Raw genomic sequence first — 24648 nt, forward strand, 5'->3', positions numbered from 1 at the left:
TTTCTACAAAAGCCTGTGTCGGTGAAAACACCCGATCAGTCCGGCTCAGTCTGAGGAAGCAACTGCACCCCGAGATATAGCGCCAGCATCCCGTCGAGTTTCAGCGGATCAACCCCGCTCAACTCGGCAATCCGCTCCATCCGATAACGCAGACTGTTGCGATGAATGCCCAGCGCATCGGCGCAGGCCTGGCTCTGCCCGTCGTGTTCACACCAGCTGCGCAGGGTCGCGAGCAACTGGCCATTGCCGTCCTTGGCGATGACTTTGCGCAGCGGTTTGAGCAATTCATCCAGCGCATCATCGTTGCGATGGCGCCAGAGCATCACCGGCAGGCGATAGCGATTGAGCGTCAGCAAGCGCGAATTCGGCAGCACATCCCGGCCATAGGCGAGCAGATCGCCAACCCGCCGATAACAGCGGCGTAACCCGGCCAGCCCATCCGCCTGCCCACCCACAGCGATGCGCAGAATGTTCCAGCCGAGGCCATCAAGTTTTTCCAGCAAACGATCATGCTCAACCGTCTGACTTGCGGGTCGGCACCACAGCAGCGACGACTTGGCCGAACTCACGCACCAGCTATCCGGATAGCGCGAAGTCAGCCACGCACTCAACGCCTCGACGGTTTGCCCCGGCCCATGTTCCAGACCCAGTTCGAACAGATACGGCACCCGGCTCAATTGCGGTTTGAGTCCCAGTTGCTGCGCCTCATCGACCAGGCGCGGCGAGTCGCCGGCTTCGCTCAACAGCAACGCCAGCAGGTCATCGCAACGCTGGCGCCGCCATTGCTGCTCGGCCTGCTGGTTGCGCTGACCGACGAGCATTTCGGCGGTCATGCGCACCAGTTCAGCGTAGGTGCGCAGTTGCTCCGGTTCGCCGGTGATGCCAAGTACGCCGATCAACCACTGATCGAGCATCAGCGGCAGGTTGATCCCCGGCTGCACGCCCTTCAAATGCACGGCGGTTTGCGCGTCGATCTCCACCACCCGCCCGTTGGCCAGCACCAGTTGCGCGCCTTCATGACGAGTGTTGATGCGCTCCGGCTCGCCACTGCCGAGGATCAGGCCCTGACTGTCCATGACGTTGACGTTGTAGGGCAAAATGGCCATGGCCCGGTCGACGATATCCTGAGCGAGGTCGTGATCGAGTTCGAACATGATCGGCAAAATCCTTAAGCAGCGGCGGCGGACGGTTGTTCACCCGCACAGGGTCTGGCGGCAAACCCTGTGCTCAGGCACAAAGACAATCCGGCCACAGGTGGCCGAGACTCTCGGGGCGATCAACGTTAACCTGTGCATCGCAAAAAATCATAATAAAGAGAGAGCCGCTATGTCGCAGAGCGCCGCAGCTACCCAGACCATCGACGACGGTAAAAACGCCGTCTACAAGCGCATTACCCTGCGTTTGATTCCCTTCATCTTCATCTGCTACCTGTTCAACTACCTCGACCGGGTCAACGTTGGATTCGCCAAACTGCAGATGCTCGACGCGCTGAAGTTCAGCGAAACCGTGTACGGCCTCGGTGCCGGGATCTTCTTCATCGGCTATGTGCTGTGCGGCGTACCGAGCAATCTGGCCCTGACCCGATTCGGCCCGCGCCGCTGGATCGCGCTGATGATGATCACCTGGGGCACGCTGTCGACCTGTCTGTTGTTTGTCACCACCCCGACCCAGTTCTACACCCTGCGCCTGTTCACCGGTGCGGCCGAAGCCGGGTTCTTCCCGGGCGTGGTGCTGTATCTTTCGCAATGGTTTCCGACGTTCCGCCGTGGACGGATCATGGCGCTGTTCATGTCGGCGATCCCGGTCTCGGGCCTGCTTGGCAGCCCCTTCTCCGGCTGGATCCTCAATCACTTCGCCGCCGGGCAAGGTGGACTGGCCGGCTGGCAGTGGATGTTCCTGCTGCAAGGCATCCCGACCGTGATCCTCGGCGCCCTCGCCTATTTCCTGCTCAGCGACAGCTTCGCCAATGCCAAGTGGCTGAGCCCGCATGAGCGCGCGGTGCTTGAGGCGGATCAGGCCGAAGACCTGGCGAACAAACCGAAAACCACTTCCGACTCGCTGCTCGCAGTGTTCAAGAACCCGGCGATCTGGGCCTTTGGCCTGATCTACTTCTGCATCCAGAGCGGCGTGTACGCGATCAACTTCTGGCTGCCGTCGATCATCAAGAACCTTGGCTTCAGCGACAACCTGGTGATCGGTTGGTTGAGTGCGATTCCGTATCTGCTGGCGGCGGTGTTCATGTTGCTGGTCGGGCGCTCGGCGGACTTGCGCAAAGAACGGCGCTGGCACTTGGTGGTGCCGATGCTGATGGGCGCGCTCGGTCTGCTGATTGCGGTGAACTTCGCCGCCAACCCGGCCATCGCCATTCTCGGCCTGACCCTTGCGACCATGGGCGCCCTGACCGGCCTGCCGATGTTCTGGCCGGTGCCGACCGCGCTGTTGAGTGCGGGCGCGGCGGCCGGTGGTCTGGCGTTGATCAACTCGATGGGGCAGATGGCCGGTTTCCTCAGCCCGTACCTGGTGGGTTGGGTCAAGGACAGCACCGGTTCGACCGACGCGGCGTTGTATTTGCTGGCAGGGGTGATTGTCGGCGGCAGCTTGCTGGCGTTGCGCATGACGCGGACTCTGCGGGCTTAATCATCACGCATCAAGATCAAAAGATCGCAGCCTACGGCAGCTCCTACACGCAAATACGCGTTTCCCTGTAGGAGCTGCCGCAGGCTGCGATCTTTTTTTGCTCATTGATTGATGCGCCGATGCTTGCCAATCACGGAGAAATCCCGCAAAAACGCACAGATCTTTAAAGGATTTTTACCAATGAGCTCGATTCTCGATCTGGAGATCTTCGTCCGCGTGGCCGACTCCGGCAGTATTTCTTCCGCTGCCCGCACGCTTGAACTGACGTCTGCCGCCGCAAGCATCGCCTTGAAGCGCCTGGAAACCCGACTCGGTATCCGCCTGCTTGCGCGCTCCACCCGCAGCATGCGCCTGACCGAAGAAGGTCGGCGTTATCTCGACAGCGTACGCATTGCCCTCGGCGCACTGGCCGAAGGTGAACAAGCGCTCAGGCAACACGGCGAAGGCCTCAGCGGTGTGCTGCAACTGGCGGCGCCTTCGGACTTCGGGCGCAACGTGTTGTTGCCGTGGCTGGACGATTTCAAACGCGAACACCCGAATATTCAGCTGCAACTGCTGCTCAACGATCGCCACGCCGATCTGTTCCGCGAAACCGTGGACGTCGCACTGCGCTTTGGCGTGCCCAGCGATTCGACATTGGTGGCGATACCGATTCTGCCCGAACATCGCCGTGTTGCCTGCGCCAGTCCGGACTATCTGGATCGCCACGGAACACCGCAACATCCCGGCGAACTGCGCGAACACAGCGCCCTGCTCTACCTGCGCAATGGTCGGCCCTACAACTCCTGGCGTTTCAGTCGCGAGGACGAAACGCTGGAAACTGAAGTCCACGGCGACTACTTCAGCGATGACGGCGAAGTCGCACGACGCTGGGCACTGGCCGGGCATGGCATTGCCTACAAAGCCTGGCTGGACGTCGCCGAAGACGTGCGCGGCGGACGCCTGTTGACGCTGTTCGATGACTGGCAAGGTGAGAGCGTGCCGTTCAATCTGCTGTGCCCGCATCGGGTGCAGGTGTCGGAACGCGTTCGAGTGTTGCAGGCGTTTTTGCAGGCGCGTTGCGCAGCGCTCAGTCGATAATTCACTTTGCGGCGTCGGACGCTTCTGGTATTTGATTGGAGTTTTCCCACCGATAAAAGGATTTCGGCATGAGCTATCGCACACTGGGGCATTCGGGGTTGCAGGTGTCCACCCTCACCCTCGGCACGATGATGTTTGGCGAGCAGACCAGCGCCGAGGACTCGCTGCGCATCATCGACAAGGCCTGGGATCAGGGCATCAATTTCATCGACACTGCCGACGTCTACACCAACGGCCGCTCGGAAGAAATCGTCGGCGAGGCGATCGCCAGCCATCGACACGAATGGGTGTTGGCGACCAAGGTCGGTTTCGGCCCGGCGGATGGCGTGCCGAACCGCAGCGGCTTGAGCCGCAAGCACATCTTCAATGGTCTGGAGGCCAGCCTGACGCGTCTTGGCACCGACTATCTCGACATCTATTACCTGCACCGCGAAGACCACAATACCCCGCTGGAAGTGACGGTGTCGGCGATTGGCGATCTGATTCGCCAGGGCAAGATTCGCTACTGGGGCCTGTCGAACTATCGCGGCTGGCGCATCGCCGAAGTGATTCGCATCGCTGACAAGCTCGGTATCGACCGCCCGGTGATCAGTCAGCCGCTGTACAACATCGTCAACCGTCAGGCCGAGACCGAGCAGATCAGCGCCGCGCAAACCTATGGCCTCGGCGTGGTGCCCTACAGTCCGCTGGCTCGCGGCGTGCTTAGTGGCAAGTACGCACCCGACGCCACTCCCGACGCCAACAGCCGCGCCGGGCGTCAGGACAAACGCATTCTGGAAACCGAATGGCGCGTGGAATCGCTGCGCATCGCCCAACAGATTCAGCAGTACACCCAGGGCCGTGGCGTCGGTATTGTCGAATTCGCGATTGCCTGGGTGTTGAACAACAGCGCGGTGACCTCGGCGATTGTCGGGCCGCGTACCGAACAGCAGTGGGATGCTTACACCAAGGCGCAGGCGGTGCAGATCACGGCGGAGGATGAGGCGTTTATCGACTCGCTGGTGACACCGGGGCATGCATCGACACCGGGGTTCAACGATGTGAGCCATTTTGTGTCGGGTCGTAAACCGCGTCAGGCCTGAAAGCCTCACAAGCCGGGCATCAGCGGCGTCAGCAGATTACGAGGGCAACACAAATCCATTGTGGGAGCGAGCCTGCTCGCGAAGAGGCCGGCACATTCAACATCTGCGTTGTCTGGCACACCGCTTTCGCGAGCAGGCTCGCTCCCACAGGTTTTGTGCTTATCTTCAGGATGTGGGAAATATTGATCACTCGGCCAATATTCAGCACAAAAACCACGTATCCTGCGCGCCCTGTTTGATCACCCATCCGCGAGGACAGTTTGTCTAAAGGTATCGCTTTATCGGTTTCAGCCTCGGTGCTGTTTGCCGTCATGTATTACTACACCTCGCTGCTCACCCCGTTGAGCGGCGTGGAAATCTTTGGCTGGCGGATGCTGCTGACCGTGCCGTGCATGACCGTGTTCATGCTGGTGTCGGGTGAATGGCGGCGGGTGCTGGAGTTGGTGCGCCGCGTGGCCGGCTATCCAAAGCTGATCGGCGGCCTGATCGTGTCGGCGGCGTTGCTCGGCGTGCAGTTGTGGCTGTTCATGTGGGCGCCGCTCAACGGTTACAGCCTTGACGTGTCGCTGGGCTATTTCCTGCTTCCGCTGGCGATGGTACTGACCGGGCGCATCGTGTACGGCGACAGCCTGTCGTACCTGCAGAAAATCGCGGTGTTCTTTGCCATTCTCGGCGTGGCCAACGAGCTGTATCGGGTCGGCGGATTTTCCTGGGCGACCCTGGTGGTCGTGGTCGGTTACCCGCTGTATTTCGTCCTGCGCAAACGCCTGAAGACCGACAACCTGGGCGGGCTGTGGGTCGACATGACCTTGATGCTGCCGGTGGCGTACTGGTTCGTGCGCGGCGGTGAGCAAGGCTTTGCCGTGTTCGATCAGTATCCGGGCCTGCTCTGGCTGATTCCGCTGCTCGGGCTGATCAGTGCTTCGGCGCTGGTGGTGTACATCATTGCCAGCCGCTTGCTGCCGTTCAGCCTGTTTGGCCTGCTCAGTTACGTCGAGCCGGTGTTGCTGCTCGGCGTGGCACTGTTGCTCGGTGAAAGCATAAAGGCGGGTGAGTGGCTGACGTACATTCCGATCTGGCTGGCGGTGGTGGTGCTGGTGTTTGAAGGTTTCAAGCACTTGATGCGGCAACGCCGCTCTTAAAGCAAAAGATCGCAGCCTCCGGCAGCTCCTACAGGGAATGCATTCCAATGTAGGAGCTGCCGCAGGCTGCGATCTTTTGATCTTGAAAAAGCCTGGCATACGCCAGGCTTTTTCATGGCTTACTCGGTAGCGAGCACACCACGACGCACCTGGTCACGCTCGATCGATTCGAACAGTGCCTTGAAGTTGCCCTCGCCGAAACCATCATCGCCTTTACGCTGGATGAATTCGAAGAATACCGGGCCCATCAGGGTTTCAGAGAAGATCTGCAGCAGCAGTCGCTTGTCGTCCGGGTTCGACGAGCCGTCGAGCAGGATGCCGCGCGATTGCAGTTGATCAACCGGCTCACCGTGATTCGGCAGACGGCCTTCGAGCATTTCGTAGTAGGTGTCCGGCGGCGCGGTCATGAAGCGCATGCCGATCTTCTTCAACTGATCCCAGGTCTTGATCAGGTCGTCGGTGAGGAACGCCACGTGCTGGATGCCCTCGCCGTTGAACTGCATCAGGAACTCTTCGATCTGCCCCGCGCCCTTGGACGACTCTTCGTTCAGCGGGATGCGGATCATGCCGTCCGGAGCGGTCATCGCTTTCGAGGTCAGGCCGGTGTATTCGCCCTTGATGTCGAAGTAGCGGATCTCGCGGAAGTTGAACAGTTTCTCGTAGAAGTTGGCCCAGTAGGCCATGCGGCCGCGGTACACGTTGTGGGTCAGGTGGTCGATGATCTTCAGACCGGCACCGACCGGGTTGCGATCAACGCCTTCAAGGAACACAAAGTCGATGTCATAGATCGAGCTGCCTTCGCCAAAACGGTCGATCAGGTACAGTGGCGCGCCGCCGATGCCCTTGATCGCTGGCAGGTTCAGCTCCATCGGACCGGTTTCGATGTGGATCGGCTGAGCACCGAGTTCCAGTGCGCGGCTGTAGGCCTTTTGCGAATCCTTGACGCGGAACGCCATGCCGCACACCGACGGGCCGTGCTCGGCCGCGAAATACGAGGCCACACTGTGCGGTTCGTTGTTGAGGATCAGGTTGATCGCGCCCTGACGGTACAGGTGCACGTTCTTGGAGCGATGGGTCGCGACTTTGGTGAAGCCCATGATCTCGAAGATCGGCTCCAGCGTGCCAGGAGTCGGCGATGCGAACTCGATGAACTCAAAGCCCATCAGGCCCATTGGGTTTTCGTATAAATCGGTCATGGTGACGCCTCATCATTCTTATCAATTAACCAGAGTTATTTGTCAGTAATGCTGAGACCGGCGGGAGGTGCGCAGGAGATGCCTCGCACACTGCGGGCGAGGAAGTCACCGTAGATCAGTTGAAACCCGAATATCTTCATTGTCGACCCAAGGCTCTTGCGGGCGAGGCTTCTGCTGCCAGAAGACGATTATTATTGTATGCGTAACCGGATTCTACACAGCGTAAATAGGGTTGTCTGCCCTCTCTATAAAATCCGCCTTTTTCGCATCGGTGCAAGGGGTTTTGCTGTACACGTAAACAAGCTGAACCTGCATCGCACTCGCCCCGCAGATCAATCGCCTGTAAGCGGCACAAGCGGCAACGGCCATCTATCATGCGTTTTGACTCCGCTGTTTTTCACAGGCGCGCCGTTGCCAGCCTGCATTCGAGCGTTTCAATCCATCGCAACAGGATGCGTCCATGCCCTTGACTGTCAAACCCCGCCGCAAACGTAGCGTGCGGATGATTGTGACCCTGCTTTGCGGCCTGCTGCCGGTGCTTTTGGGCACAGGGATTCTGTATCTGCAAGCCGAACGCACCTTGCAACAGAGCACGCAAAATACCGCCGAAGAGGCGTTGCGCCAATTCGAACTGATGCTCGACAACACCGCCCAGGCCGCCAGTGAACTGCTGCCACTCGCCGGCCAACCCTGCGACAGCGTGAAACTGGCGCTGCGTGAACAAGTGACTCGCCGACCCTTCGTGCGTTCGACCAATCTGGTGTGGGACAACAACCTCTATTGCAGCTCGCTGTTCGGGGAGTTCAAGGAAGCCGTGAACCCGGGCGACTATGCGCAGGGCAAACTGTGGTTGATGAACGGCAACCCCGTAACGCCCAACACCGCGCTGCTGGTGTATCGGCTCAGCGAAGGTCGGGGCGGCGCGCTGACCACGCTCGATGGTTATCACCTGAGCAACATCCTGCGCCTGATCGGCCGGCAGACGCTGCTGTTGCTGCAGGTCGGCGACAATTGGCTGTCCGCCGATGGCAAAGTGCATCAGGGCGCCCTGCCGCCGTTGCCGGTGGCCCAAAGCATGCTGGTGTCTTCGCGTTATGCCTTCAGCGTCGCTGCAGGTTTCCCGCACGGCGAAACCTGGCGTTATATGGCCAGTCAATACCCGCCGCTGTTCAGTCTGCTGATGTTTTTCGGGGTGATCTCTGGCGCTATCGCTCATGTCCTGCAGCGGCGCTCAACCTCGCCGAGCCATGAAATGCTGCGTGCACTGGAGGCCGGCGAGTTCATCCCCTACTTCCAGCCAGTGGTGCATGGCGACAGTAAAAAATGGTCCGGCGCTGAAGTGCTGATGCGCTGGAAGCACCCCAAGGAGGGGCTGGTGCGTCCCGACATGTTCATCCCGTTTGCCGAGCATTCGGGCCTGATCGTGCCCATGACTCGTTCGCTGATGCAGCAGACAGCCGCCCTGCTCGGCCCGCTGTCTGCGGGCTTCGAAGAACCCTTCCACATCGGCGTCAACATTACCGCCAGTCATTGTCAGGATCTGCAACTGGTCGAAGATTGCCGCAAGTTTCTCGCAGCATTTGCGCCCGCCAGCGTCAACCTGGTACTGGAGTTGACCGAGCGTGAGTTGATCGAGCCGACGGACATCACGCACCAGTTGTTCGAGCAGTTGCACACGCTCGGGGTGATGATTGCCATCGATGACTTCGGTACCGGGCATTCCAGCCTGGGTTACCTGCGAAAATTCAACGTCGATTTTCTCAAGATCGACCAGAGTTTTGTCGCCATGATCGGCATCGATGCGCTATCCCGGCATATTCTGGACACGATTATCGAACTGTCGGCCAAGCTCGATCTGGGTATTGTTGCCGAAGGTGTAGAAACTCAGGCTCAGGCCGATTATCTGACCGCGCACCACGTCAACTTCCTGCAGGGCTATCTGTACGGGAAACCCATGCCCGGCGCCGACTTCATCGATGCATTAAGTCACCATTAACTAAAAATAAATTAAGCCCGGCGCTGCGACCCGACGCACCAATTTGATACAAAACACCACTGTTGTTACATGACGACAAGAACAGGATTTACTCTTGGCGCATTAACTACTACAATTTTTTCAGCCTGTGCAAGATTGGCAGGTGAGCCATTATCACCGAGTCGCTTCAAGGCTCTTGGCTTATAGCTTTGTTTGCGGTTGGTATCAGCCAAACACACTATTGGAGTAAAGATATTGTCCAGACTCGCTGAATTTCGTGCAGCTGAAAAGGCCCTTCAGGAACAGCTCAAGCAGTTGGAATCGCTGAAGAACGATGCCGGGCTCAAGAAAGAAATCGAATTCGAAGAAAAGCTCCAGGGGCTGATGAAAACCTACGGCAAAGGCCTGAAAGACATCATCGCCATCCTCGATCCGAACCCGTCCAAGTCCGGCTTGCAAGTATCCGCAGCACCAAAAACCCGCCGCGCTCGCGTGGTCAAGGTTTACCACAACCCGCACACTGGTGAACTGATCGAAACCAAAGGCGGTAACCACCGTGGCCTGAAAGCCTGGAAGGAAAAGTACGGTGCAGCCACCGTTGACTCCTGGTTGCGCGGTTAATCTTGCACCAAAAAACAAGCCCTGCTGTATGCAGGGCTTTTTTTTCGACAATATCTAACAAAAGCAACGATTTCCGCCACGCTAGTTATCAATCTGCTTTAACACCCACAAGCCGTGAGGCTAAACATTTTGCTCCGGGATGTTGCAACCGCAACGACCGCTAAACTTTGTGCTTAATTCCTTCGGGTATCTAAACCCGTCGCGGTGCAAACAGACGCTTAAAGTTTCAAGCTGTTTCTCACCGCGACTATTTCCTCGGCGCTCGCTTTATAAACCTCGGCCTGACCCGCGTAAGAAAGTACATAGGCCTTATCCGCCGTGGCCGCAGCAACCAATGTTTGCGACAACACATGTCGACCGTTTTCCGTGATCGTGCAGGTGGTTTCCAGCGCATCCAGAGAGCCGAGCGTCGTCGGGTGCACCTTGTTGCAAACACTTTGATAGCCGCCCTGGAAAAAGTCTTTCTGAATCGACTTGCGCATCTCCAGCAAAACGCCCTGCACGTTGACCTGATGACCCGCTTCGACCTGGCTCATGGTCAACTCCATCACCATCACCTGATTGCCGTCAGTGTCGTTTTTTACCGCGCGCTGGCGTGAAACCTGAGGGGTTTGATCGGGCAGCGCTTCGACTTGCCAGCCTGCGGGCCAGGTGATGCTCGGCTGATCCGCCAGCGCCGGCACGGCAAGCAGCGATGAGAAAAGACAAACGAACAGGGCTTTGAACGGTCGGATCATTACCAGAGGCACTCGCAGATTGAGCTGCAAAGTCTGACGCCCGGCCGCCCACAGAGCAAGCCGCGCATTCGGTTTGGCGATGCTGCCCCGCATGCGTATCATTGCGCCCATTCACTCGCCCCATTGTTACGGAGGGCCTATGAGCCTGCACGAACTGAACACTTTCCCCGGCGTCACCGCCACTCCAGACAGCGCAACCCGCAACTTCGTCTTCAATCACACCATGCTGCGTGTAAAGGACATCACCAAGTCGCTGGATTTCTACACTCGCGTACTGGGCTTCTCGCTGGTTGAAAAGCGTGATTTCCCGGAAGCCGAATTCAGCCTGTACTTCCTCGCGCTGGTCGACAAGGCGCAGATCCCGGCCGACGCCGCTGCCCGCACCGAGTGGATGAAGTCGATTCCCGGCATCCTCGAACTGACCCACAACCATGGCACCGAAAACGACGCCGATTTTGCCTATCACAACGGCAACACCGACCCGCGCGGTTTCGGCCACATCTGCATCTCGGTGCCGGACATCGTTGCCGCGTGTGCACGTTTTGAAGAGCTGGGCTGTGACTTCCAGAAGCGCCTGACTGACGGCCGCATGAAAAGCCTGGCGTTCATCAAGGACCCGGATGGCTACTGGGTTGAAATCATTCAGCCTGCGCCGCTGTAAAAAACACAATCCCTGTAGGAGCTGCCGCAGGCTGCGATCTTTTGCTTCACCCATAAAAAAACCCATGATCGCTCATGGGTTTTTTCGTTTCAGCGGCTGACGTTTACGCCGGCGCCGAAGTACGGATCAAGTGATCGAACGCGCTGAGGGAAGCCTTGGCGCCCTCGCCCACCGCAATCACGATCTGCTTGTAAGGCACGGTGGTCACGTCACCGGCCGCGAAGATCCCCGGGATCGACGTCTCGCCACGGTTGTCGACGATGATTTCACCACGCGGCGACAGCTCGATGGTGCCTTTGAGCCAGTCGGTGTTCGGCAGCAGACCGATCTGTACGAAGATCCCTTCCAGCTCGACGCTGCGCAGTTCGTCAGTATTGCGATCCTTGTAACGCAGGCCGTTGACCTTCTCGCCATTGCCAGTGACTTCAGTGGTTTGCGCACTGGTGATCACGGTGACGTTCGGCAGACTGTGCAGTTTGCGTTGCAGTACCGCGTCGGCACGCAGTTGCACGTCGAACTCAAGCAAGGTTACGTGGGACACGATACCGGCCAGGTCGATGGCCGCTTCAACGCCGGAGTTACCGCCGCCGATCACCGCCACACGCTTGCCTTTGAACAGCGGCCCGTCGCAGTGCGGGCAGTACGCCACACCCTTGTTGCGGTATTCCTGCTCGCCCGGCACGTTCATTTCACGCCAGCGTGCGCCGGTCGCCAGGATCACGCTCTTGGCTTTCAGGGTCGCACCACTGGCAAAGTGGACTTCGTGCAGCTCGCCGTTCTTGCCGGGGATCAGCTTGTCGGCGCGTTGCAGGTTCATGATGTCGACGTCGTACTGCTTGACGTGTTCTTCCAGCGCCGTGGCCAGTTTCGGCCCTTCGGTTTCCTGCACGGAAATGAAGTTCTCGATGGCCATGGTGTCGAGCACCTGACCGCCGAAGCGCTCAGCCGCAACACCGGTGCGGATGCCTTTACGGGCGGCATAGATAGCAGCCGACGCACCGGCCGGGCCACCGCCAACTACGAGCACATCAAAGGCTTGTTTGGCGCTGATTTTCTCGGCCTGACGCTCGATGGCGCCGGTGTCGAGTTTGGCGAGAATTTCTTCCAGGCCCATGCGGCCCTGGCCAAAGTTCTCACCGTTGAGGTAGATGCTCGGCACGGCCATGATCTTGCGATCGTTGACTTCGTCCTGGAACAACGCGCCGTCGATGGCGACGTGACGGATGTTCGGGTTCAGCACGGCCATCAGGTTCAGCGCCTGGACCACGTCCGGGCAGTTCTGGCACGACAGCGAGAAGTAGGTTTCGAAGCTGAACTCGCCCTTGAGCGAACGGATCTGCTCGATCACTTCGGCACTGGCTTTCGATGGGTGGCCGCCGACTTGCAACAGGGCCAGCACCAGCGATGTGAATTCATGGCCCATCGGGATGCCGGCGAAACGCAGGCTGATGTCCGCACCCGGGCGGTTGATCGAGAACGACGGTTTACGCGCATCGGTGCCGCTGTCGATCAAAGTAATCTGGCTCGAAAGACTGGCAACGTCTTTGAGCAGGTCAAGCATTTCCCGGGATTTCGCACCGTCGTCGAGGGAAGCAACGATCTCGATCGGCTGGGTGACCCGTTCCAGGTACGATTTCAACTGGGCTTTAAGATTGGCGTCCAACATACGGGCGATCTCCTGTGTCTTTATTCGAGGCGAAAAAAAGCCCGAGCGAATCTCGCCCGGGCTTTTTCAATGGGCGGTGCAGCTTACTGAAGTAGGTGCGGAGTCCCGCCCTGTGTTGCGTGTCTCACAGACTCAGATCTTGCCGACCAGGTCCAGGGACGGAGCCAGAGTGGCCTCGCCTTCTTTCCACTTGGCCGGGCAAACTTCGCCTGGGTGAGCAGCGACGTACTGAGCAGCCTTGATCTTGCGCAGCAGCTCGGAAGCGTCACGGCCAACGCCGCCATCGTTCAGCTCAACGATTTTGATCTGGCCTTCAGGGTTGATCACGAAGGTGCCACGGTCAGCCAGACCAGCTTCTTCGATCAGTACGTCGAAGTTGCGGGAGATGACGTGGGTCGGGTCGCCGATCATGGTGTATTCGATTTTGCCGATCGCTGGCGAAGTGTTGTGCCAGGCAGCGTGAGCAAAGTGGGTGTCGGTCGAAACGCTGTAGATTTCCACGCCCAGTTTCTGGAACGCAGCGTAGTTGTCGGCCAGGTCTTCCAGCTCGGTTGGGCACACGAAGGTGAAGTCGGCTGGGTAGAAGAACACTACGGACCATTTGCCTTTCAGGTCAGCGTCCGAGACTTGTACGAAGTCGCCGTTTTTGAACGCGGTAGCTTTGAACGGTTTTACTTGGCTGTTGATGATAGGCATTGATGACTCTCCGTCAGGGTTGTGAATTCGATGGGTGAATCCTACCCACTCACTCGACGGATGGCTCATTGGCAAACCTGATGCTGCTGATTTGTTTTCGCTATTAGCAGACTGTATTAATAGAAGAAAACCATATCTACGACGAAGCCGGCTTATCCGTAATCCGAGCCATCCCGTGAAAGGGGCTGGCTTCAACATAGCGCATGGCTGACTTCATATCCTTCCAGCCGACGTAACTCATCAGTGATTTCAGATCCCAGCCGCTTTGATGCGCCCAGGTGGCGAAGCCGCGGCGCAGGGAATGGCTGGTGTAACGCTCGGCCGGGATGCCGGCGCGCTCCAGGGCCTGACGCAGGAGCGGAATGATGCTGTTGGCGTGCAAGCCCTCATCGCTCAGATGGCCCCAGCGGTCAACGCCGCGAAACACCGGACCGCGTACCAGCGCCGCCTCGGTGATCCAGTCGATATAAGCCTGCACCGGGCACAGCTTGAGCAGCGCCGGCGCCTGATACGTCTGCCCGAGGTTCTCCCGGTCGCCCTTGCTGCGCGGCAGGTACAGGGTGATGCCGCTGCCGGAGTGCGCTTGCACATGCTCGATCTGCAGACGACACAACTCGTCACTGCGGAAGCCCCGCCAGAAGCCCAGCAGAATCAGCGCCCGATCGCGATAGGCCTTGAGCAACTGCGGACGATCCTGATTCTGCCTGGCGCTACTGGCTTCCTGCTCCAGCCAGTCGACCACTTGCTGCAGATCGTGCAGTTGCAACGGTTCGGCCTGCTTTTCCTGCGCCGGATGCAGTGCGCGAATGCCTTTGAACACTTTGCGCACCACCGGGGCCTTGGTCGGATCGGCAAAGCCCTGACTGTTGTGCCACTGCGCCAGCGCTGACAGCCGCAGTTTCAACGTGTTGATCGACAGCACGCCGGCATGCTCGACCAGATAACGGGCAACGCTATCGGACGTCGCTGGCAGGAACCCACCCCATTTCACTTCGAAATGTTCGATCGCCGAACGATAGCTGCGGCGGGTGTTGTCACGGGTGGCGGCTTGCAGATAGCGATCGATCTCGCTCATGGGCAGTGTTCTCGCAGGCGTACTGATTGCTGGATGAAAAAACCGATTCAGGGGTCTGACATTGGGTAATACCAGTATATCCCGCCTGTAATTAATCAAACATTTAACTTTATTTTCAGCATGGTACACTGTGTACTTTGGTGGCATGTACCACAGTACGTAATGGTAGGAGTTCACATGGCCCGTGGTGGCGTAAACAAAGCAGTAGTGCAGATCGCGCGTGCAGCGATTCTGGCCCGAGGCGAACACCCCAGCATCGATGCAGTACGCATCGAACTGGGCAACACCGGTTCGAAAACCACGATCCATCGCTATCTGAAAGAGCTGGATGACGGCAGCCAACCGGTCGAAGCGTCCGCAGAACCGATCAATGACGAACTGACCGCACTGGTCTCGCGCCTCGCCCAGCGCCTGAAAGAACAGGCGCAAGAGCCGATCGAACACGCGCGTGAGCAGTTCGAAGAGCAGCGCAAAACCCTGGAAGCGGAACTCAAGCAGGTACGCCAGGCACTCGAACAACTGGAACAACAGCACGACATTCAAGGCGCGGCGCTGGCCAAGGAATCCGAGGCGCTGAAAGAAACCCGCTCAATGCTGCAGACCGAGCAAACCCGCAACGCCGGACTCAATCAGGCGCTGGCCGATTTCGAGTTGCGCCTGCAGGACAAGGACGAGCAGATCCGCTCGCTGGAAGAAAAACACCTGCACGCCCGCGATGCACTTGAGCATTACCGCAACGCCAGCAAAGAGCAGCGCGAGCAGGAACAAGCCCGTCACGAAGGACAGCTGCAGCAGTTGCAGATGGAATTGCGCCAGGCGCAACAAAGTGCGCTGGTGCGTCAGGACGAGATCACTCAGTTGCATCGCGATAACGAACGCCTGCTCACGGAAAACCGTGGAACTCAGCGCGAGCTGAGCCTGTTGCAGGATCAGCTCAAGCACAGCAACCAGCGTCAGGATCAGTTGCTGGAACAAGCCACTCGCGTCGACAACGAACGCACCCTCCTCCAGGAACGCCTGCGCGTGGCCCTGCTGGAAAGTCAGACACTGAAACAGGATGCCGACGAACAGCGGCAGCTCAATCAGTCACTGGAGAAGGAGTTGACCAAGACTCAGGCCAGCCTCGAAGACAGCCTGCGTCTGGCGGCTACCGTTGCGGCAGCGCCAGACACAGCCAAAGCGAAGGACGCTTAAGCGCCGACCGGCGTACGCAGGGTGACGAACTCTTCGGCGGCCGTCGGGTGCACCCCGATTGTGTCGTCGAAGTCACGCTTGGTCGCGCCAGCCTTCAGCGCAATCGCCAAGCCTTGGACGATCTCCCCCGCGTCCGGGCCGACCATGTGGCAACCGAGGACTTTGTCGGTCTTGCCGTCGACCACCAGTTTCATCAGGGTTTTCTCCTGACATTCGGTCAGGGTCAGCTTCATCGGGCGGAAGCGGCTCTCGTAAATCACCACTTCATGCCCCGCTTCCCGCGCCTCTTCTTCGGTCAGACCGACAGTGCCGATGTTCGGCAGACTGAATACGGCGGTCGGGATCATCTTGTAATCCACCGGGCGATATTGCTCCGGCTTGAACAAGCGCCTCGCCACCGCCATGCCTTCGGCCAGTGCCACTGGCGTCAATTGCACCCGACCGATCACATCACCCAGCGCCAGAATCGACGGCTCGCTGGTCTGGTATTGCTCGTCGACCTTGATGAAACCTTTGTCAGTGAGCTGCACATCGGTGTTTTCCAGCCCCAGATTGTCCAGCATCGGACGCCGGCCCGTGGCGTAGAACACGCAATCGGCCTCCAGCACGCGGCCATCCTTGAGAGTCGCTTTCAGGCTGCCGTCTGGCTGTTTGTCGATGCGCGCGATGTCGGCGTTGAATTGCAGATCCATGCCACGCTTGGTCAGCTCTTCCTGCAGATGCTTGCGCACCGAGCCATCGAAACCACGCAGGAACAGATCGCCGCGATACAGCAGCGTGGTGTTCGCGCCGAGGCCGTGGAAAATCCCCGCGAACTCGACAGCGATGTAACCACCACCGACCACCAGCACCCGCTTCGGCAGCTGTTTGAGGAAGAACGCCTGATTGGAACTGATCGCGTGTTCGTGCCCCGGAATCTCCGGAATCTGCGGCCAGCCACCCGTGGCAATCAGAACGTTTTTCGCGGTGAAGCGCTCACCGTTGACCTCGACCTCGTGCGGGCCGACGATCTTCGCGTGAGCTTCGTGCAAGGTCACACCGCTGTTGACCAGCAGGTTGCGATAAATGCCGTTGAGGCGATTGATCTCGCGATCCTTGTTGGCGATCAGGGTCGCCCAGTCGAAATTCGCTTCACCCAGACTCCAGCCAAAACCGGACGACTGTTCGAAGTCTTCGGCGAAATGCGCGCCGTACACCAGCAGTTTCTTCGGCACGCAGCCGACGTTGACGCAGGTGCCGCCCAGATAACGGCTCTCGGCCACCGCCACTTTCGCGCCGAAACCGGCGGCAAAGCGCGCTGCACGTACACCGCCGGAACCGGCGCCAATCACATAAAGGTCAAAATCGTAGGCCATTGCTATCTCCTCGGCAGGCCAACAGCATACCCGCCGCCGTTCATTGGGCAAGCGCTGTGCGCAGCTTTTCGCGCGGATCGGCGATCTCGGGAAACAGCTCCAAATAATAATATTTCTCGTTTGTTGCTAAATCGCCGGGCTGCACCTCGTCTCTGAACCAACGGATTTTTTCCCTCGAAGACAAGGAGTCGGCTGCGATGTTCGCGCCCATTACCCGTTCCATGACCCTGACTGTCGGCTTGTTCAGCATGGCGTTGAGTCCCGATCTGCTGGCTGAAACCGCCCCGGAAACAGCGCCACAATCCGCCGTCCAGGCACTGGAACTGGACGCCACCAGCGTCAGCGCTGAAGGTCTCGGCCTCAACACCGAGAACACCGAGTCCTACACCACTGGCGCGATGAGCACCGCCACGCGGCTGAACCTGTCGATCAAGGAAACCCCGCAATCGGTGTCCGTGGTCACGCGCCAGCAGATGGATGATTTCAAGCTCGGTACATTGTCCGAAGCCATGCGCCAGACCACCGGCATCGTGGTGCAACACAACGACTCGGATCGGGTCAGCTATTCGGCGCGCGGCTATCCGATCAACAACTTCCAGATCGACGGGATGCTCAACACCTTCGGGCGCATGAAGTCAGACTCGGACACCATCATCTACGACCGCATCGAAGTGGTACGCGGCGCCACCGGCCTGACCACCGGCGCGGGTGACCCTTCAGCCACCATCAACATGGTGCGCAAGCGCCCGACTGCCCAGTGGCAGGCACTGGCCGGGGTCAGCGGCGGCAGCTATGACAATTACTACAGCTATGTCGATGTCGGCGGCCCGCTGGCCTTCGACGGTCGGCTGCGCGGGCGCACGGTGCTGGCCTATCGCGACAGCCAGTCGTTCCGTGACAAATACGCGCTGCAGCGCGAGGTCGGCTACGGCATTCTCGAAGCTGATCTGACCGACTCCACGGTGCTTGCCGTCGGTTACGACTATCAGGACAAGCAGGTTCAGGGCACCTCCTGGGGCACCGTGCCGTACTGGAACGCCGACGGCAGCAAGGCTGGCCTGGGCCGGTCGACGAACATGGCGACATCCTGGAGTTCCTGGCCGCTGAAGGACAAGACCGCATTCGTCACCCTTGACCAGCAACTGGGTGATGACTGGAAGTTGAAAGCTGCCTACACCCACCGCGAAAGTGATACCGACGGCAAGGTCTATTACGGCGGTGCCGGTTTTCCCGAAGCCGACCGCAGCGGCATGACGGCTTACATGGGACACATGCTCGGCACGCAGAAAATGAGCGTGTACGACTTCAACCTGTCGGGGCCGTACCAGCTGTTCGGTCGCGAACACGAGATGATGTTCGGCTATGGCGAGGCGGAAAACCGCTCGACTTCGCCCTACGCCTTCAACGGCCCGCAAGCCGCCGACTACGGCAAGATCCGCGACTGGAAATACATGGGCGATATTGGAAAATTCGCCGACACCGTCACCAGCCTGCCGGGCGCGCGAGGCATCACCCGGCAAAAGGCCGGTTACATCGCGACCCGTGTGAGCCTGACCGATGAGCTGCATGCGGTACTCGGCAGCCGCTATGGCAGTTGGGATGAATCCAGCACCGATTACTACTATGACGCGCAGCAAAAACTGACCAGCACCGATGCCACGCATCAACGCCAGAATGATGTCTGGACACCCTACGCCGGCCTGCTTTACGACCTGACGCCGGAGTACACGGTTTACGCCAGCTACACCGACATTTTCAAACCGCAGAGTAAGCGCGACAGCAACCGCAATTACCTCGACCCGGTGATCGGCAGCAACTACGAAGTCGGGCTCAAAGGCAGCCTGCTCGACGAACGCCTGAACCTGGCGACGGCAGTGTTCTGGAGCAAGCAGGACAACGTCGCCGAGCGTGACAACTCGGTGCACCCGGACCCGGTGAGCGGCGAGGAGTTTTTCAAATCCGGCGGCAAGGGTAACAAGGTCAACGGGTTCGAGGCCGAAGTGTCTGGCGAGATTCTCAGCGGCTGGAACATGACCGCCGGCTACACCTATACCCACTCCGTCGACGGCGAAAAACAGCGCAGCAACTCCGCTCAACCACTGAACATGCTGCGGCTGTCCACGGCCTATCGCCTGCCGGGCAACTGGCACGCACTGACCGTGGGTGGCGCGGTGAACTGGCAGAGCGACGTCTATGGCGCGGCCAACCGCCCGGTCGGGCGCGGCGCCAACGGCCGGATCATCACCGAACCGGCACGGATCAACCAGGAGGCCTACACCGTGGTCAAGCTGATGTCGCGCTATGAGTTCGACAGGCATCTATCGGCGTCGCTGAACGTCGATAACCTGTTCGACAAGAAGTATTACGACAACGTCGGCTTCTACAACGGCGTGTACTGGGGCGATCCGCGCACGGTGACCTTGAGCCTGGACTGGAAACTCTGAGCGCACCGGTTCAAACAAAACTCCTGTAGTGAGGAGATTCATCCCCGATGGGTCGCGAAGCGGCCCCACTCTCGAGGTGACGCGCAATGCGTCACCTCCCCCTCGGCACCGCTGTTAACCCCGAGTTAATTCCCCGCCGCGACACTGTGCCCCGAGATCTGCTTCATGGACGAACGGCTCCCACGTTTTTCAGTAGGAGGCACCATGAAAACCACCATCGCCATTCTTGCCGGGCTACTCGCCCTCGGTTCCGCCAGCGCCTTTGCCGAGGGCGGCGCCGAACGCATGCGGCATTACTACGACAACTTCCCGGTCCACCACGCGCCAAGCGAACAGCCGACCGATAGCAAAGCAGCGGAACTGAAGGTTCCGAACGATCAGACCGCGCAAGTCACCGAGTCTTATCGCGACTGATTCCCCGAGCAATCGATGGACCTCCGATGGCTCCGCTCTGGCCTCGGAGACGACAGTTGGGCGCCCTGTCCGGGCGCCTTTTTTTATGCCTGCAGATCCTTGATCCAGAACAGCATGCGGCCATGCTCCGGGTCGAACATGCCGGGGGCGAAGCCGAACTTGCGGTAGGAATTCTGTGCCACCTCGTTGCCTTCGAGTACTTCCAGAGTGATCTTGCAGCAGCCGCGCTGGCGGGAAATCTCCTCGACCTTGCGCAGCATTTTCTGACTCAGGCCGAGGCCGCGAAATTTGCTCACGACCGCCACGTCATGCACATTGACCAACGGCTTGCAGGCAAACGTCGAGAAACCTTCAAAGCAGTTCACCAGGCCTGCCGGCTCGCCACCGACGAACGCCAACACGCTGAACGCGTGAGGCCTGCGGGCCAGCTCTTCCGGCAGACGGCGCAGCAGTTCAGGGGCAAGCGAATGGCCGCCGCCCATGGGGTCTTCTGCGTAATGATTGAGCACGATGCCGATGGCCTCGGCGTGCAGTGGATTGGTGTAACTGGCTTGCAGCACAAGAATTTCTGCGGAATCCATTTCCATCCCCGATCATGGCCCCGGCGTGCAAGGTGCGCACCTGAAAGGCTGCTCGACCTTAACGCGAGGATGTTGCGGGCCACAACCCGAGAAACTCAAATATTGGTCCGATAACAAATCACCGTAGGAGCTGCCGCAGGCTGCGATCTTTTGATTTTTCCAGCGTCAGCGCCCCCAGATCAGCTCTTCCGTCCAGCCCAGCTCGGCAAAATCCTGAGCACGCAACCCACTCTCGCCGGCGCAGAAGAACTCATCCAGTTGCGGCAGTTTCACCGAGGTCGCGCTGAGCATCGCATGCACCTGCCCCCGATGATGGATCTGGTGCTCGAACAGGTGCGAAAGCATGCGCAGGCGACTGTCATGCTGCGGCGTTTCCCGGGCGATGGTGACGATTCGCCCCAGATCGGCATCGCGCAGTTGTTCGCAATAAGCGATCAAACGTCGGTCCACGTGCACCTGTTCCTCACGCAATGCTGCGGCCTCGGTAAAGGGCTCGTCGTGGGTGAAAAACTCGTAGCAGTCGGGATGCGGCTCGTCACCGCGCAACTCACGCTCCAGCGCGTCGACGTAGAACCAGTCGCAGGTGAGGATGTGATTGAGGGTGAGGCGAATACTCGGAAAGAAGCTCTCTCGCGGCGCTGCCAGCGCGTCCGCGTCGAGTTGGCGCCAGGCCTTGCCGAGGCGGTGATTGGCCCACGCGTTCTGGTAGGCCATGGTCAGTAAATGATGCGACAACGGTTGGCTCATGCTCGTGCCCTCTGCGCTCAGGATTCGGCAAAACGCTGCAACTGCATCTCCTGCAAACGGCTGAGAGTGCGCCGGAACGGAAATTCCAGATAACCCTCGGTGTACAGCGCCTCCATCGGTACCTGGGCCTCGATGTACAGCGGGACTTTACGGTCGTAACACTCGTCGACCAAGGCAATGAAGCGACGCACGCCGTCGTCGTGTACCGACAATTGCGGCAACTCACGGTCACCGGCCACCACCTGCGCCGAGCCGTCCTCGGTGCCGCGAGCGATGCGCCCTTCGCGTTTCTGCGCGCTGAGGTTCGGCACGTCGCTCAACAGAATAGACCGATAGCGGTCGCACAGTGCGATGAAGTCCATGGCGGCAAACGGTTGCTCGCAGAGATCGGCGTAGCGGCACCAGAGCACCGATTCGCTGGCCTGCACCACATTCAATACGCGATGGCCGACAGAAACCGGTTCTGCGCTGGCGGGCTGCCCGGCATTCAGTGCCTGGAACACCGGTTCCAGTGCGCTGCCCTGCCCCGGCGCTACGACAAAATAACGCTGCTGACCCGTGCCCGGATGCAGGCGATGATCCTCGGCGCCGTTCACCGCCACCACTTGCATGTGCGCCTTGATCGCGGCAATCGCCGGGACAAACCGGTCGCGGTTGAAGCCATCGGCGTACAGTTCATCCGGCGGCAGGTTGGAGGTGCAGACCACCACCACGCCTTCATCGAACATCACCTGAAACAGCCGACCGAGGATGATCGCGTCGCCGATGTCGTTGACAAACAGTTCGTCGAAACACAGCACCCGCACTTCCGCCGCCAGCTCCTTGGCCAGCGCTCGCAGCGGGTCGGCGATGCCGGTCAACTGGAACGAGCGCTGGTGCACCCAGCCCATGAAATGATGAAAGTGCTGACGTCGGGCCGGCACCCGCAGGCTCTGATAGAAGTGATCCATCAGCCAGGTCTTGCCGCGCCCGACCGGGCCCCACAAGTACACGCCGGTGACCGAACGGGCACCGGCGTGCAAGGCTTCATGGCATTTTTGCAAGGCCCAGACCGCATGCTCCTGGGCTTCATCCTGGATGAAACCCTTGTGCTCGATCGCGTGTTGCCAGGCGCTTAAAGGAGAGTCGAAAGTCATGCGCGGCAGTATATATCCCTGTAGGAGCTGTCGAGTGCAACGAGGCTGCGATCTTTTGATTTTGTTTTTCAAGATCAAGATCAAAAGATCGCAGCCTGCGGCAGCTCCTACATGGGGTTGTGGGTGTCAGCGGTCGACTTTGTGTCGGGCGGCGTAGAGGCAGAGCATTTCCATCGCCAGGGTTGCCGCTGCCAGCGACGTCACGTCCGCATGGTCATAGGCCGGCGCCACTTCCACCACGTCCATGCCGACCAGATTGATCCCGCGCAACCCGCCGAGGATTTCCAGCGCCTGCAGCGTGCTCAACCCGCCACACACCGGAGTGCCGGTGCCCGGTGCAAAGGCCGGGTCGAGGCAGTCGATGTCAAACGTCAGGTATACCGGTTGGTCGCCGACACGCGCGCGAATCGCCTCGACAATTGCCTCGCAGCCACGCCGATGCACTTGGCGGGCGTCGAGCACGGCAAAGCCCTGATGATCGTCATTGGTGGTGCGCAACCCGATCTGCACCGAGCGCGCCGGATCTACCAGCCCTTCCCTGGCCGCGTGCCAGAACATGGTGCCGTGATCGACACGTTTGCCGCCCTCGTCCGGCCAGGTGTCGCTGTGCGCATCGAAGTGGATCAGCGACAGTGCGCCGTGTTTGCGCGCATGAGCCTTGAGCAGCGGATAGGTGATGAAATGGTCGCCGCCAAACGTCAGCATCGCGCTGCCGCCATCAAGAATGCGCTCGGCGTGGGCCTCGATGCTTTCCGGGATGGTGTGCGGCGAGCCGTAATCGAAGTCGCAATCGCCGTAGTCGATCACCGCCAGATGATCGAACGGATCGAACGTCCACGGCCAGTGCCGTTCCCATGCGATCCCGGTGGATGCGGCGCGAATCCCCCGTGGCCCGAAGCGTGCGCCCGGGCGGTTGCTGGTGGCGGTGTCGAACGGCACCCCGCTGACCGCCACGTCGACGCCGCGCAAATCACGGCTGTAGCGGCGACGCATGAAACTGGTGATCCCGGCGTAGGTGCTTTCCGCACTCGTGCCGTACAGGCTGTCGCGGGTCATGGCTTGGTCATTGAGCATCGGCACGTCCATCGGTGTGCTCCTTTTATTATTGATGGCTACGGAAAGTGGTCCACAGGCGCGTGCGCTGGCGCATGTCCTTGAGGCTCATACTGCGGTCGGCGTACAAGCGCTCGCGCATCTCGGCCGGCGGGTAAATGTCCGGGTCGTTGCGCACCGCTTCATCCACCAGCGGCGTCGCGGCCCGATTGGCGGTGGCAAAAAACAGCGTGTTGGTCAGCTCGGCCACCGATTCGGGGCGCAGCATGAATTCGATGAAAGCGCGCGCCGCCTGCGGGTTCGGCGCGTCCTTGGGAATGGCCAGATTGTCCTGCCAGATCAACGTGCCTTCGCGCGGAATCCGGTAGGCGACTTCGTAGGCTTTGTTGGCCTTGTGCGCCTGATCGGCAGCCATGCTCACGTCGCCGTTGTAAGTCAGCGCCAGGCACACGCTGCCATTGGCCAGATCGTTGATCTGCCGGCCGGTGGCGACATATAGCACTGACGGCTGGAGCTTCTGCAACAAGGCTTCGGCGGCGGCCAGATCATTCTTCTCGGTGCTGTAGGGATCTTTACCGAGGTAGTGCAGTGCCAGGCCAATAACTTCCTGCGGCGAGTCGAGCACGGCAATCCCGCAGTCCTTGAGCTTGCTGGCGTACTCGGGTTTGAACAGCAGATCGAGGCTGTTCAGCGGCACGTCCGGCAAGCGCTTTTTCACCGCCTCGACGTTCAGCCCCAAACCGAGTGTGCCCCAGGTATAAGGCACGGCGTAGCGATTGCCGGGATCGACGGCGGCGAGTTTTTCCAGCAGATCGGGATCAAGGTTGGCGTAGCCCTTGAGGCCTTCATGCGGGATTTCCTTCAGCGCGCCCGCAGCCAATCCTCGGGCCAGCACGCTGGACGACGGCACCACCACGTCATAACCGCTGCCACCGGTCAGCAGTTTGGTTTCCAGCACCTCGGACGTATCGAAGGTGTCGTAGCGCACATGAATGCCGGTCTCCTGCTCGAAACGCTGCAGCGTCTGCGCCGGCACGTAGTCAGCCCAACTGTAGAGATTGAGGGTTTTATCCTCGGCCTGGGCATTGAGGGCCACGGACAACAACAGCGCGGGAAAACACAGCTTGAACACGGGAGCCATGACGAACACCTGACC

Annotated in this window: 23 protein-coding genes; 10 read left to right on the top strand and 13 right to left on the bottom strand. The window is 59.6% G+C overall.

Annotated elements, in window-relative coordinates:
• Nucleotides 1–35 precede the first annotated feature (35 nt).
• Nucleotides 36–1154: a sugar diacid recognition domain-containing protein gene (locus tag LOY52_RS13890; protein WP_258674392.1), complete on the bottom strand. Its 1119-nt coding sequence runs from the start codon at nucleotides 1152–1154 to the stop codon at nucleotides 36–38.
• 172 nt (nucleotides 1155–1326) lie between these two features.
• Here LOY52_RS13890 and LOY52_RS13895 point away from each other — a divergent pair, with 172 nt between their 5' ends.
• The 4 genes from LOY52_RS13895 to rarD all read left to right on the top strand — a co-directional run bounded on the left by LOY52_RS13895 (nucleotide 1327) and on the right by rarD (nucleotide 5941).
• Complete coding sequence (locus tag LOY52_RS13895; protein ID WP_103368989.1) at nucleotides 1327–2637, top strand: MFS transporter; 1311 nt, start codon at nucleotides 1327–1329, stop codon at nucleotides 2635–2637.
• A 180-nt stretch (nucleotides 2638–2817) separates the two neighbouring features.
• On the top strand, nucleotides 2818–3717 hold the full coding sequence (locus LOY52_RS13900) for a LysR family transcriptional regulator (protein WP_258674396.1): 900 nt from the start codon (nucleotides 2818–2820) through the stop codon (nucleotides 3715–3717).
• A 68-nt stretch (nucleotides 3718–3785) separates the two neighbouring features.
• The gene (locus LOY52_RS13905) at nucleotides 3786–4799 is read left to right on the top strand and encodes an aldo/keto reductase (RefSeq protein ID WP_258674399.1); all 1014 of its coding nucleotides are present in this window, start codon (nucleotides 3786–3788) and stop codon (nucleotides 4797–4799) included.
• Between the two features lie 260 nt (nucleotides 4800–5059).
• Nucleotides 5060–5941 carry an EamA family transporter RarD gene (rarD, locus tag LOY52_RS13910; protein WP_258674401.1) on the top strand — a complete coding sequence of 294 codons (882 nt, stop codon included), beginning with the start codon at nucleotides 5060–5062 and terminating at the stop codon, nucleotides 5939–5941.
• A 119-nt stretch (nucleotides 5942–6060) separates the two neighbouring features.
• Here the strand turns inward: rarD and hppD are convergent, their stop codons facing one another.
• Nucleotides 6061–7137, bottom strand: a complete 1077-nt coding sequence (hppD, locus tag LOY52_RS13915; RefSeq protein ID WP_258674402.1) for a 4-hydroxyphenylpyruvate dioxygenase — start codon at nucleotides 7135–7137, stop codon at nucleotides 6061–6063.
• A gap of 460 nt (nucleotides 7138–7597) precedes the next feature.
• Here hppD and LOY52_RS13920 point away from each other — a divergent pair, with 460 nt between their 5' ends.
• The gene (locus LOY52_RS13920; RefSeq protein ID WP_258674404.1) at nucleotides 7598–9133 is read left to right on the top strand and encodes an EAL domain-containing protein; all 1536 of its coding nucleotides are present in this window, start codon (nucleotides 7598–7600) and stop codon (nucleotides 9131–9133) included.
• A 234-nt stretch (nucleotides 9134–9367) separates the two neighbouring features.
• A complete protein-coding gene (locus LOY52_RS13925; RefSeq protein WP_202368084.1) occupies nucleotides 9368–9733 on the top strand; it encodes a histone-like nucleoid-structuring protein, MvaT/MvaU family in 366 nt (121 codons plus the stop codon).
• Between the two features lie 218 nt (nucleotides 9734–9951).
• Here LOY52_RS13925 and LOY52_RS13930 read toward each other — a convergent pair whose 3' ends face one another.
• Nucleotides 9952–10470, bottom strand: a complete 519-nt coding sequence (locus tag LOY52_RS13930; protein WP_258679870.1) for a DUF4946 domain-containing protein — start codon at nucleotides 10468–10470, stop codon at nucleotides 9952–9954.
• A 139-nt stretch (nucleotides 10471–10609) separates the two neighbouring features.
• Here LOY52_RS13930 and gloA point away from each other — a divergent pair, with 139 nt between their 5' ends.
• Complete coding sequence (gloA, locus tag LOY52_RS13935; RefSeq protein WP_007963339.1) at nucleotides 10610–11131, top strand: lactoylglutathione lyase; 522 nt, start codon at nucleotides 10610–10612, stop codon at nucleotides 11129–11131.
• 103 nt (nucleotides 11132–11234) lie between these two features.
• Here gloA and ahpF read toward each other — a convergent pair whose 3' ends face one another.
• The 3 genes from ahpF to LOY52_RS13950 form a co-directional block, all read right to left on the bottom strand.
• Entirely contained in the window at nucleotides 11235–12797 is a 1563-nt protein-coding gene (gene ahpF, locus LOY52_RS13940; RefSeq protein ID WP_258674407.1) for an alkyl hydroperoxide reductase subunit F, read from the bottom strand.
• Nucleotides 12798–12929: 132 nt separating this feature from the next.
• Nucleotides 12930–13493: an alkyl hydroperoxide reductase subunit C gene (gene ahpC / locus LOY52_RS13945; protein ID WP_003224621.1), complete on the bottom strand. Its 564-nt coding sequence runs from the start codon at nucleotides 13491–13493 to the stop codon at nucleotides 12930–12932.
• Between the two features lie 136 nt (nucleotides 13494–13629).
• On the bottom strand, nucleotides 13630–14568 hold the full coding sequence (locus tag LOY52_RS13950) for a site-specific integrase (protein ID WP_258674408.1): 939 nt from the start codon (nucleotides 14566–14568) through the stop codon (nucleotides 13630–13632).
• A gap of 177 nt (nucleotides 14569–14745) precedes the next feature.
• Between LOY52_RS13950 and LOY52_RS13955 the strand changes: the two genes are divergently transcribed.
• Nucleotides 14746–15762 (top strand): DNA-binding protein, encoded by a 1017-nt coding sequence (locus LOY52_RS13955; RefSeq protein ID WP_258674409.1) that lies wholly within the window; start codon nucleotides 14746–14748, stop codon nucleotides 15760–15762.
• Here LOY52_RS13955 and gorA read toward each other — a convergent pair.
• Entirely contained in the window at nucleotides 15759–17117 is a 1359-nt protein-coding gene (gene gorA / locus LOY52_RS13960) for a glutathione-disulfide reductase (RefSeq protein WP_258674410.1), read from the bottom strand. The genes LOY52_RS13955 and gorA overlap by 4 nt on opposite strands.
• Nucleotides 17118–17157: 40 nt before the next feature.
• Complete coding sequence (locus tag LOY52_RS13965) at nucleotides 17158–17328, bottom strand: hypothetical protein (protein ID WP_258674411.1); 171 nt, start codon at nucleotides 17326–17328, stop codon at nucleotides 17158–17160.
• Between LOY52_RS13965 and LOY52_RS13970 the strand changes: the two genes are divergently transcribed.
• Complete coding sequence (locus LOY52_RS13970) at nucleotides 17315–19561, top strand: TonB-dependent siderophore receptor (RefSeq protein ID WP_258674413.1); 2247 nt, start codon at nucleotides 17315–17317, stop codon at nucleotides 19559–19561. The genes LOY52_RS13965 and LOY52_RS13970 overlap by 14 nt on opposite strands.
• Before the next feature lie 204 nt (nucleotides 19562–19765).
• Nucleotides 19766–19975 carry a hypothetical protein gene (locus LOY52_RS13975; protein ID WP_258674414.1) on the top strand — a complete coding sequence of 70 codons (210 nt, stop codon included), beginning with the start codon at nucleotides 19766–19768 and terminating at the stop codon, nucleotides 19973–19975.
• An 83-nt stretch (nucleotides 19976–20058) separates the two neighbouring features.
• Here the strand turns inward: LOY52_RS13975 and LOY52_RS13980 are convergent, their stop codons facing one another.
• From LOY52_RS13980 to LOY52_RS14000, 5 genes are all read right to left on the bottom strand, one after another.
• Nucleotides 20059–20556: a GNAT family N-acetyltransferase gene (locus tag LOY52_RS13980; RefSeq protein WP_258674416.1), complete on the bottom strand. Its 498-nt coding sequence runs from the start codon at nucleotides 20554–20556 to the stop codon at nucleotides 20059–20061.
• Nucleotides 20557–20721: 165 nt separating this feature from the next.
• Nucleotides 20722–21303, bottom strand: a complete 582-nt coding sequence (locus LOY52_RS13985) for a DinB family protein (RefSeq protein WP_258674417.1) — start codon at nucleotides 21301–21303, stop codon at nucleotides 20722–20724.
• A 17-nt stretch (nucleotides 21304–21320) separates the two neighbouring features.
• A complete protein-coding gene (gene zapE / locus LOY52_RS13990; protein ID WP_258674419.1) occupies nucleotides 21321–22439 on the bottom strand; it encodes a cell division protein ZapE in 1119 nt (372 codons plus the stop codon).
• A 126-nt stretch (nucleotides 22440–22565) separates the two neighbouring features.
• A complete protein-coding gene (gene speB / locus LOY52_RS13995; protein ID WP_258674421.1) occupies nucleotides 22566–23525 on the bottom strand; it encodes an agmatinase in 960 nt (319 codons plus the stop codon).
• Between the two features lie 16 nt (nucleotides 23526–23541).
• Entirely contained in the window at nucleotides 23542–24633 is a 1092-nt protein-coding gene (locus LOY52_RS14000; RefSeq protein WP_258674423.1) for a polyamine ABC transporter substrate-binding protein, read from the bottom strand.
• Between the last annotated feature and the right edge of the window lie 15 nt (nucleotides 24634–24648).

The sequence above is a fragment of the Pseudomonas sp. B21-051 genome (assembly GCF_024748795.1).
In the GTDB taxonomy this organism is placed as follows: Bacteria; Pseudomonadota; Gammaproteobacteria; order Pseudomonadales; family Pseudomonadaceae; genus Aquipseudomonas; species Aquipseudomonas putida_A.

What these genes read in the sequence shown, in the direction of transcription:
- LOY52_RS13955 (WP_258674409.1), top strand. Translation starts at nt 14,746, where the DNA reads ATGGCCCGTGGTGGCGTAAACAAAGCAGTAGTGCAGATCGCGCGTGCA.
- LOY52_RS13920 (WP_258674404.1), top strand. Translation starts at nt 7,598, where the DNA reads ATGCCCTTGACTGTCAAACCCCGCCGCAAACGTAGCGTGCGGATGATT.
- gorA (WP_258674410.1), bottom strand. Translation starts at nt 17,117, where the DNA reads ATGGCCTACGATTTTGACCTTTATGTGATTGGCGCCGGTTCCGGCGGT.
- speB (WP_258674421.1), bottom strand. Translation starts at nt 23,525, where the DNA reads ATGGACGTGCCGATGCTCAATGACCAAGCCATGACCCGCGACAGCCTG.
- LOY52_RS13890 (WP_258674392.1), bottom strand. Translation starts at nt 1,154, where the DNA reads ATGTTCGAACTCGATCACGACCTCGCTCAGGATATCGTCGACCGGGCC.
- LOY52_RS13905 (WP_258674399.1), top strand. Translation starts at nt 3,786, where the DNA reads ATGAGCTATCGCACACTGGGGCATTCGGGGTTGCAGGTGTCCACCCTC.
- hppD (WP_258674402.1), bottom strand. Translation starts at nt 7,137, where the DNA reads ATGACCGATTTATACGAAAACCCAATGGGCCTGATGGGCTTTGAGTTC.
- LOY52_RS13970 (WP_258674413.1), top strand. Translation starts at nt 17,315, where the DNA reads ATGTTCGCGCCCATTACCCGTTCCATGACCCTGACTGTCGGCTTGTTC.
- LOY52_RS13950 (WP_258674408.1), bottom strand. Translation starts at nt 14,568, where the DNA reads ATGAGCGAGATCGATCGCTATCTGCAAGCCGCCACCCGTGACAACACC.
- LOY52_RS13930 (WP_258679870.1), bottom strand. Translation starts at nt 10,470, where the DNA reads ATGATCCGACCGTTCAAAGCCCTGTTCGTTTGTCTTTTCTCATCGCTG.
- ahpF (WP_258674407.1), bottom strand. Translation starts at nt 12,797, where the DNA reads ATGTTGGACGCCAATCTTAAAGCCCAGTTGAAATCGTACCTGGAACGG.
- LOY52_RS13985 (WP_258674417.1), bottom strand. Translation starts at nt 21,303, where the DNA reads ATGAGCCAACCGTTGTCGCATCATTTACTGACCATGGCCTACCAGAAC.
- ahpC (WP_003224621.1), bottom strand. Translation starts at nt 13,493, where the DNA reads ATGCCTATCATCAACAGCCAAGTAAAACCGTTCAAAGCTACCGCGTTC.
- LOY52_RS14000 (WP_258674423.1), bottom strand. Translation starts at nt 24,633, where the DNA reads ATGGCTCCCGTGTTCAAGCTGTGTTTTCCCGCGCTGTTGTTGTCCGTG.
- LOY52_RS13980 (WP_258674416.1), bottom strand. Translation starts at nt 20,556, where the DNA reads ATGGATTCCGCAGAAATTCTTGTGCTGCAAGCCAGTTACACCAATCCA.
- LOY52_RS13900 (WP_258674396.1), top strand. Translation starts at nt 2,818, where the DNA reads ATGAGCTCGATTCTCGATCTGGAGATCTTCGTCCGCGTGGCCGACTCC.
- LOY52_RS13965 (WP_258674411.1), bottom strand. Translation starts at nt 17,328, where the DNA reads ATGGGCGCGAACATCGCAGCCGACTCCTTGTCTTCGAGGGAAAAAATC.
- LOY52_RS13895 (WP_103368989.1), top strand. Translation starts at nt 1,327, where the DNA reads ATGTCGCAGAGCGCCGCAGCTACCCAGACCATCGACGACGGTAAAAAC.
- LOY52_RS13975 (WP_258674414.1), top strand. Translation starts at nt 19,766, where the DNA reads ATGAAAACCACCATCGCCATTCTTGCCGGGCTACTCGCCCTCGGTTCC.
- zapE (WP_258674419.1), bottom strand. Translation starts at nt 22,439, where the DNA reads ATGACTTTCGACTCTCCTTTAAGCGCCTGGCAACACGCGATCGAGCAC.
- gloA (WP_007963339.1), top strand. Translation starts at nt 10,610, where the DNA reads ATGAGCCTGCACGAACTGAACACTTTCCCCGGCGTCACCGCCACTCCA.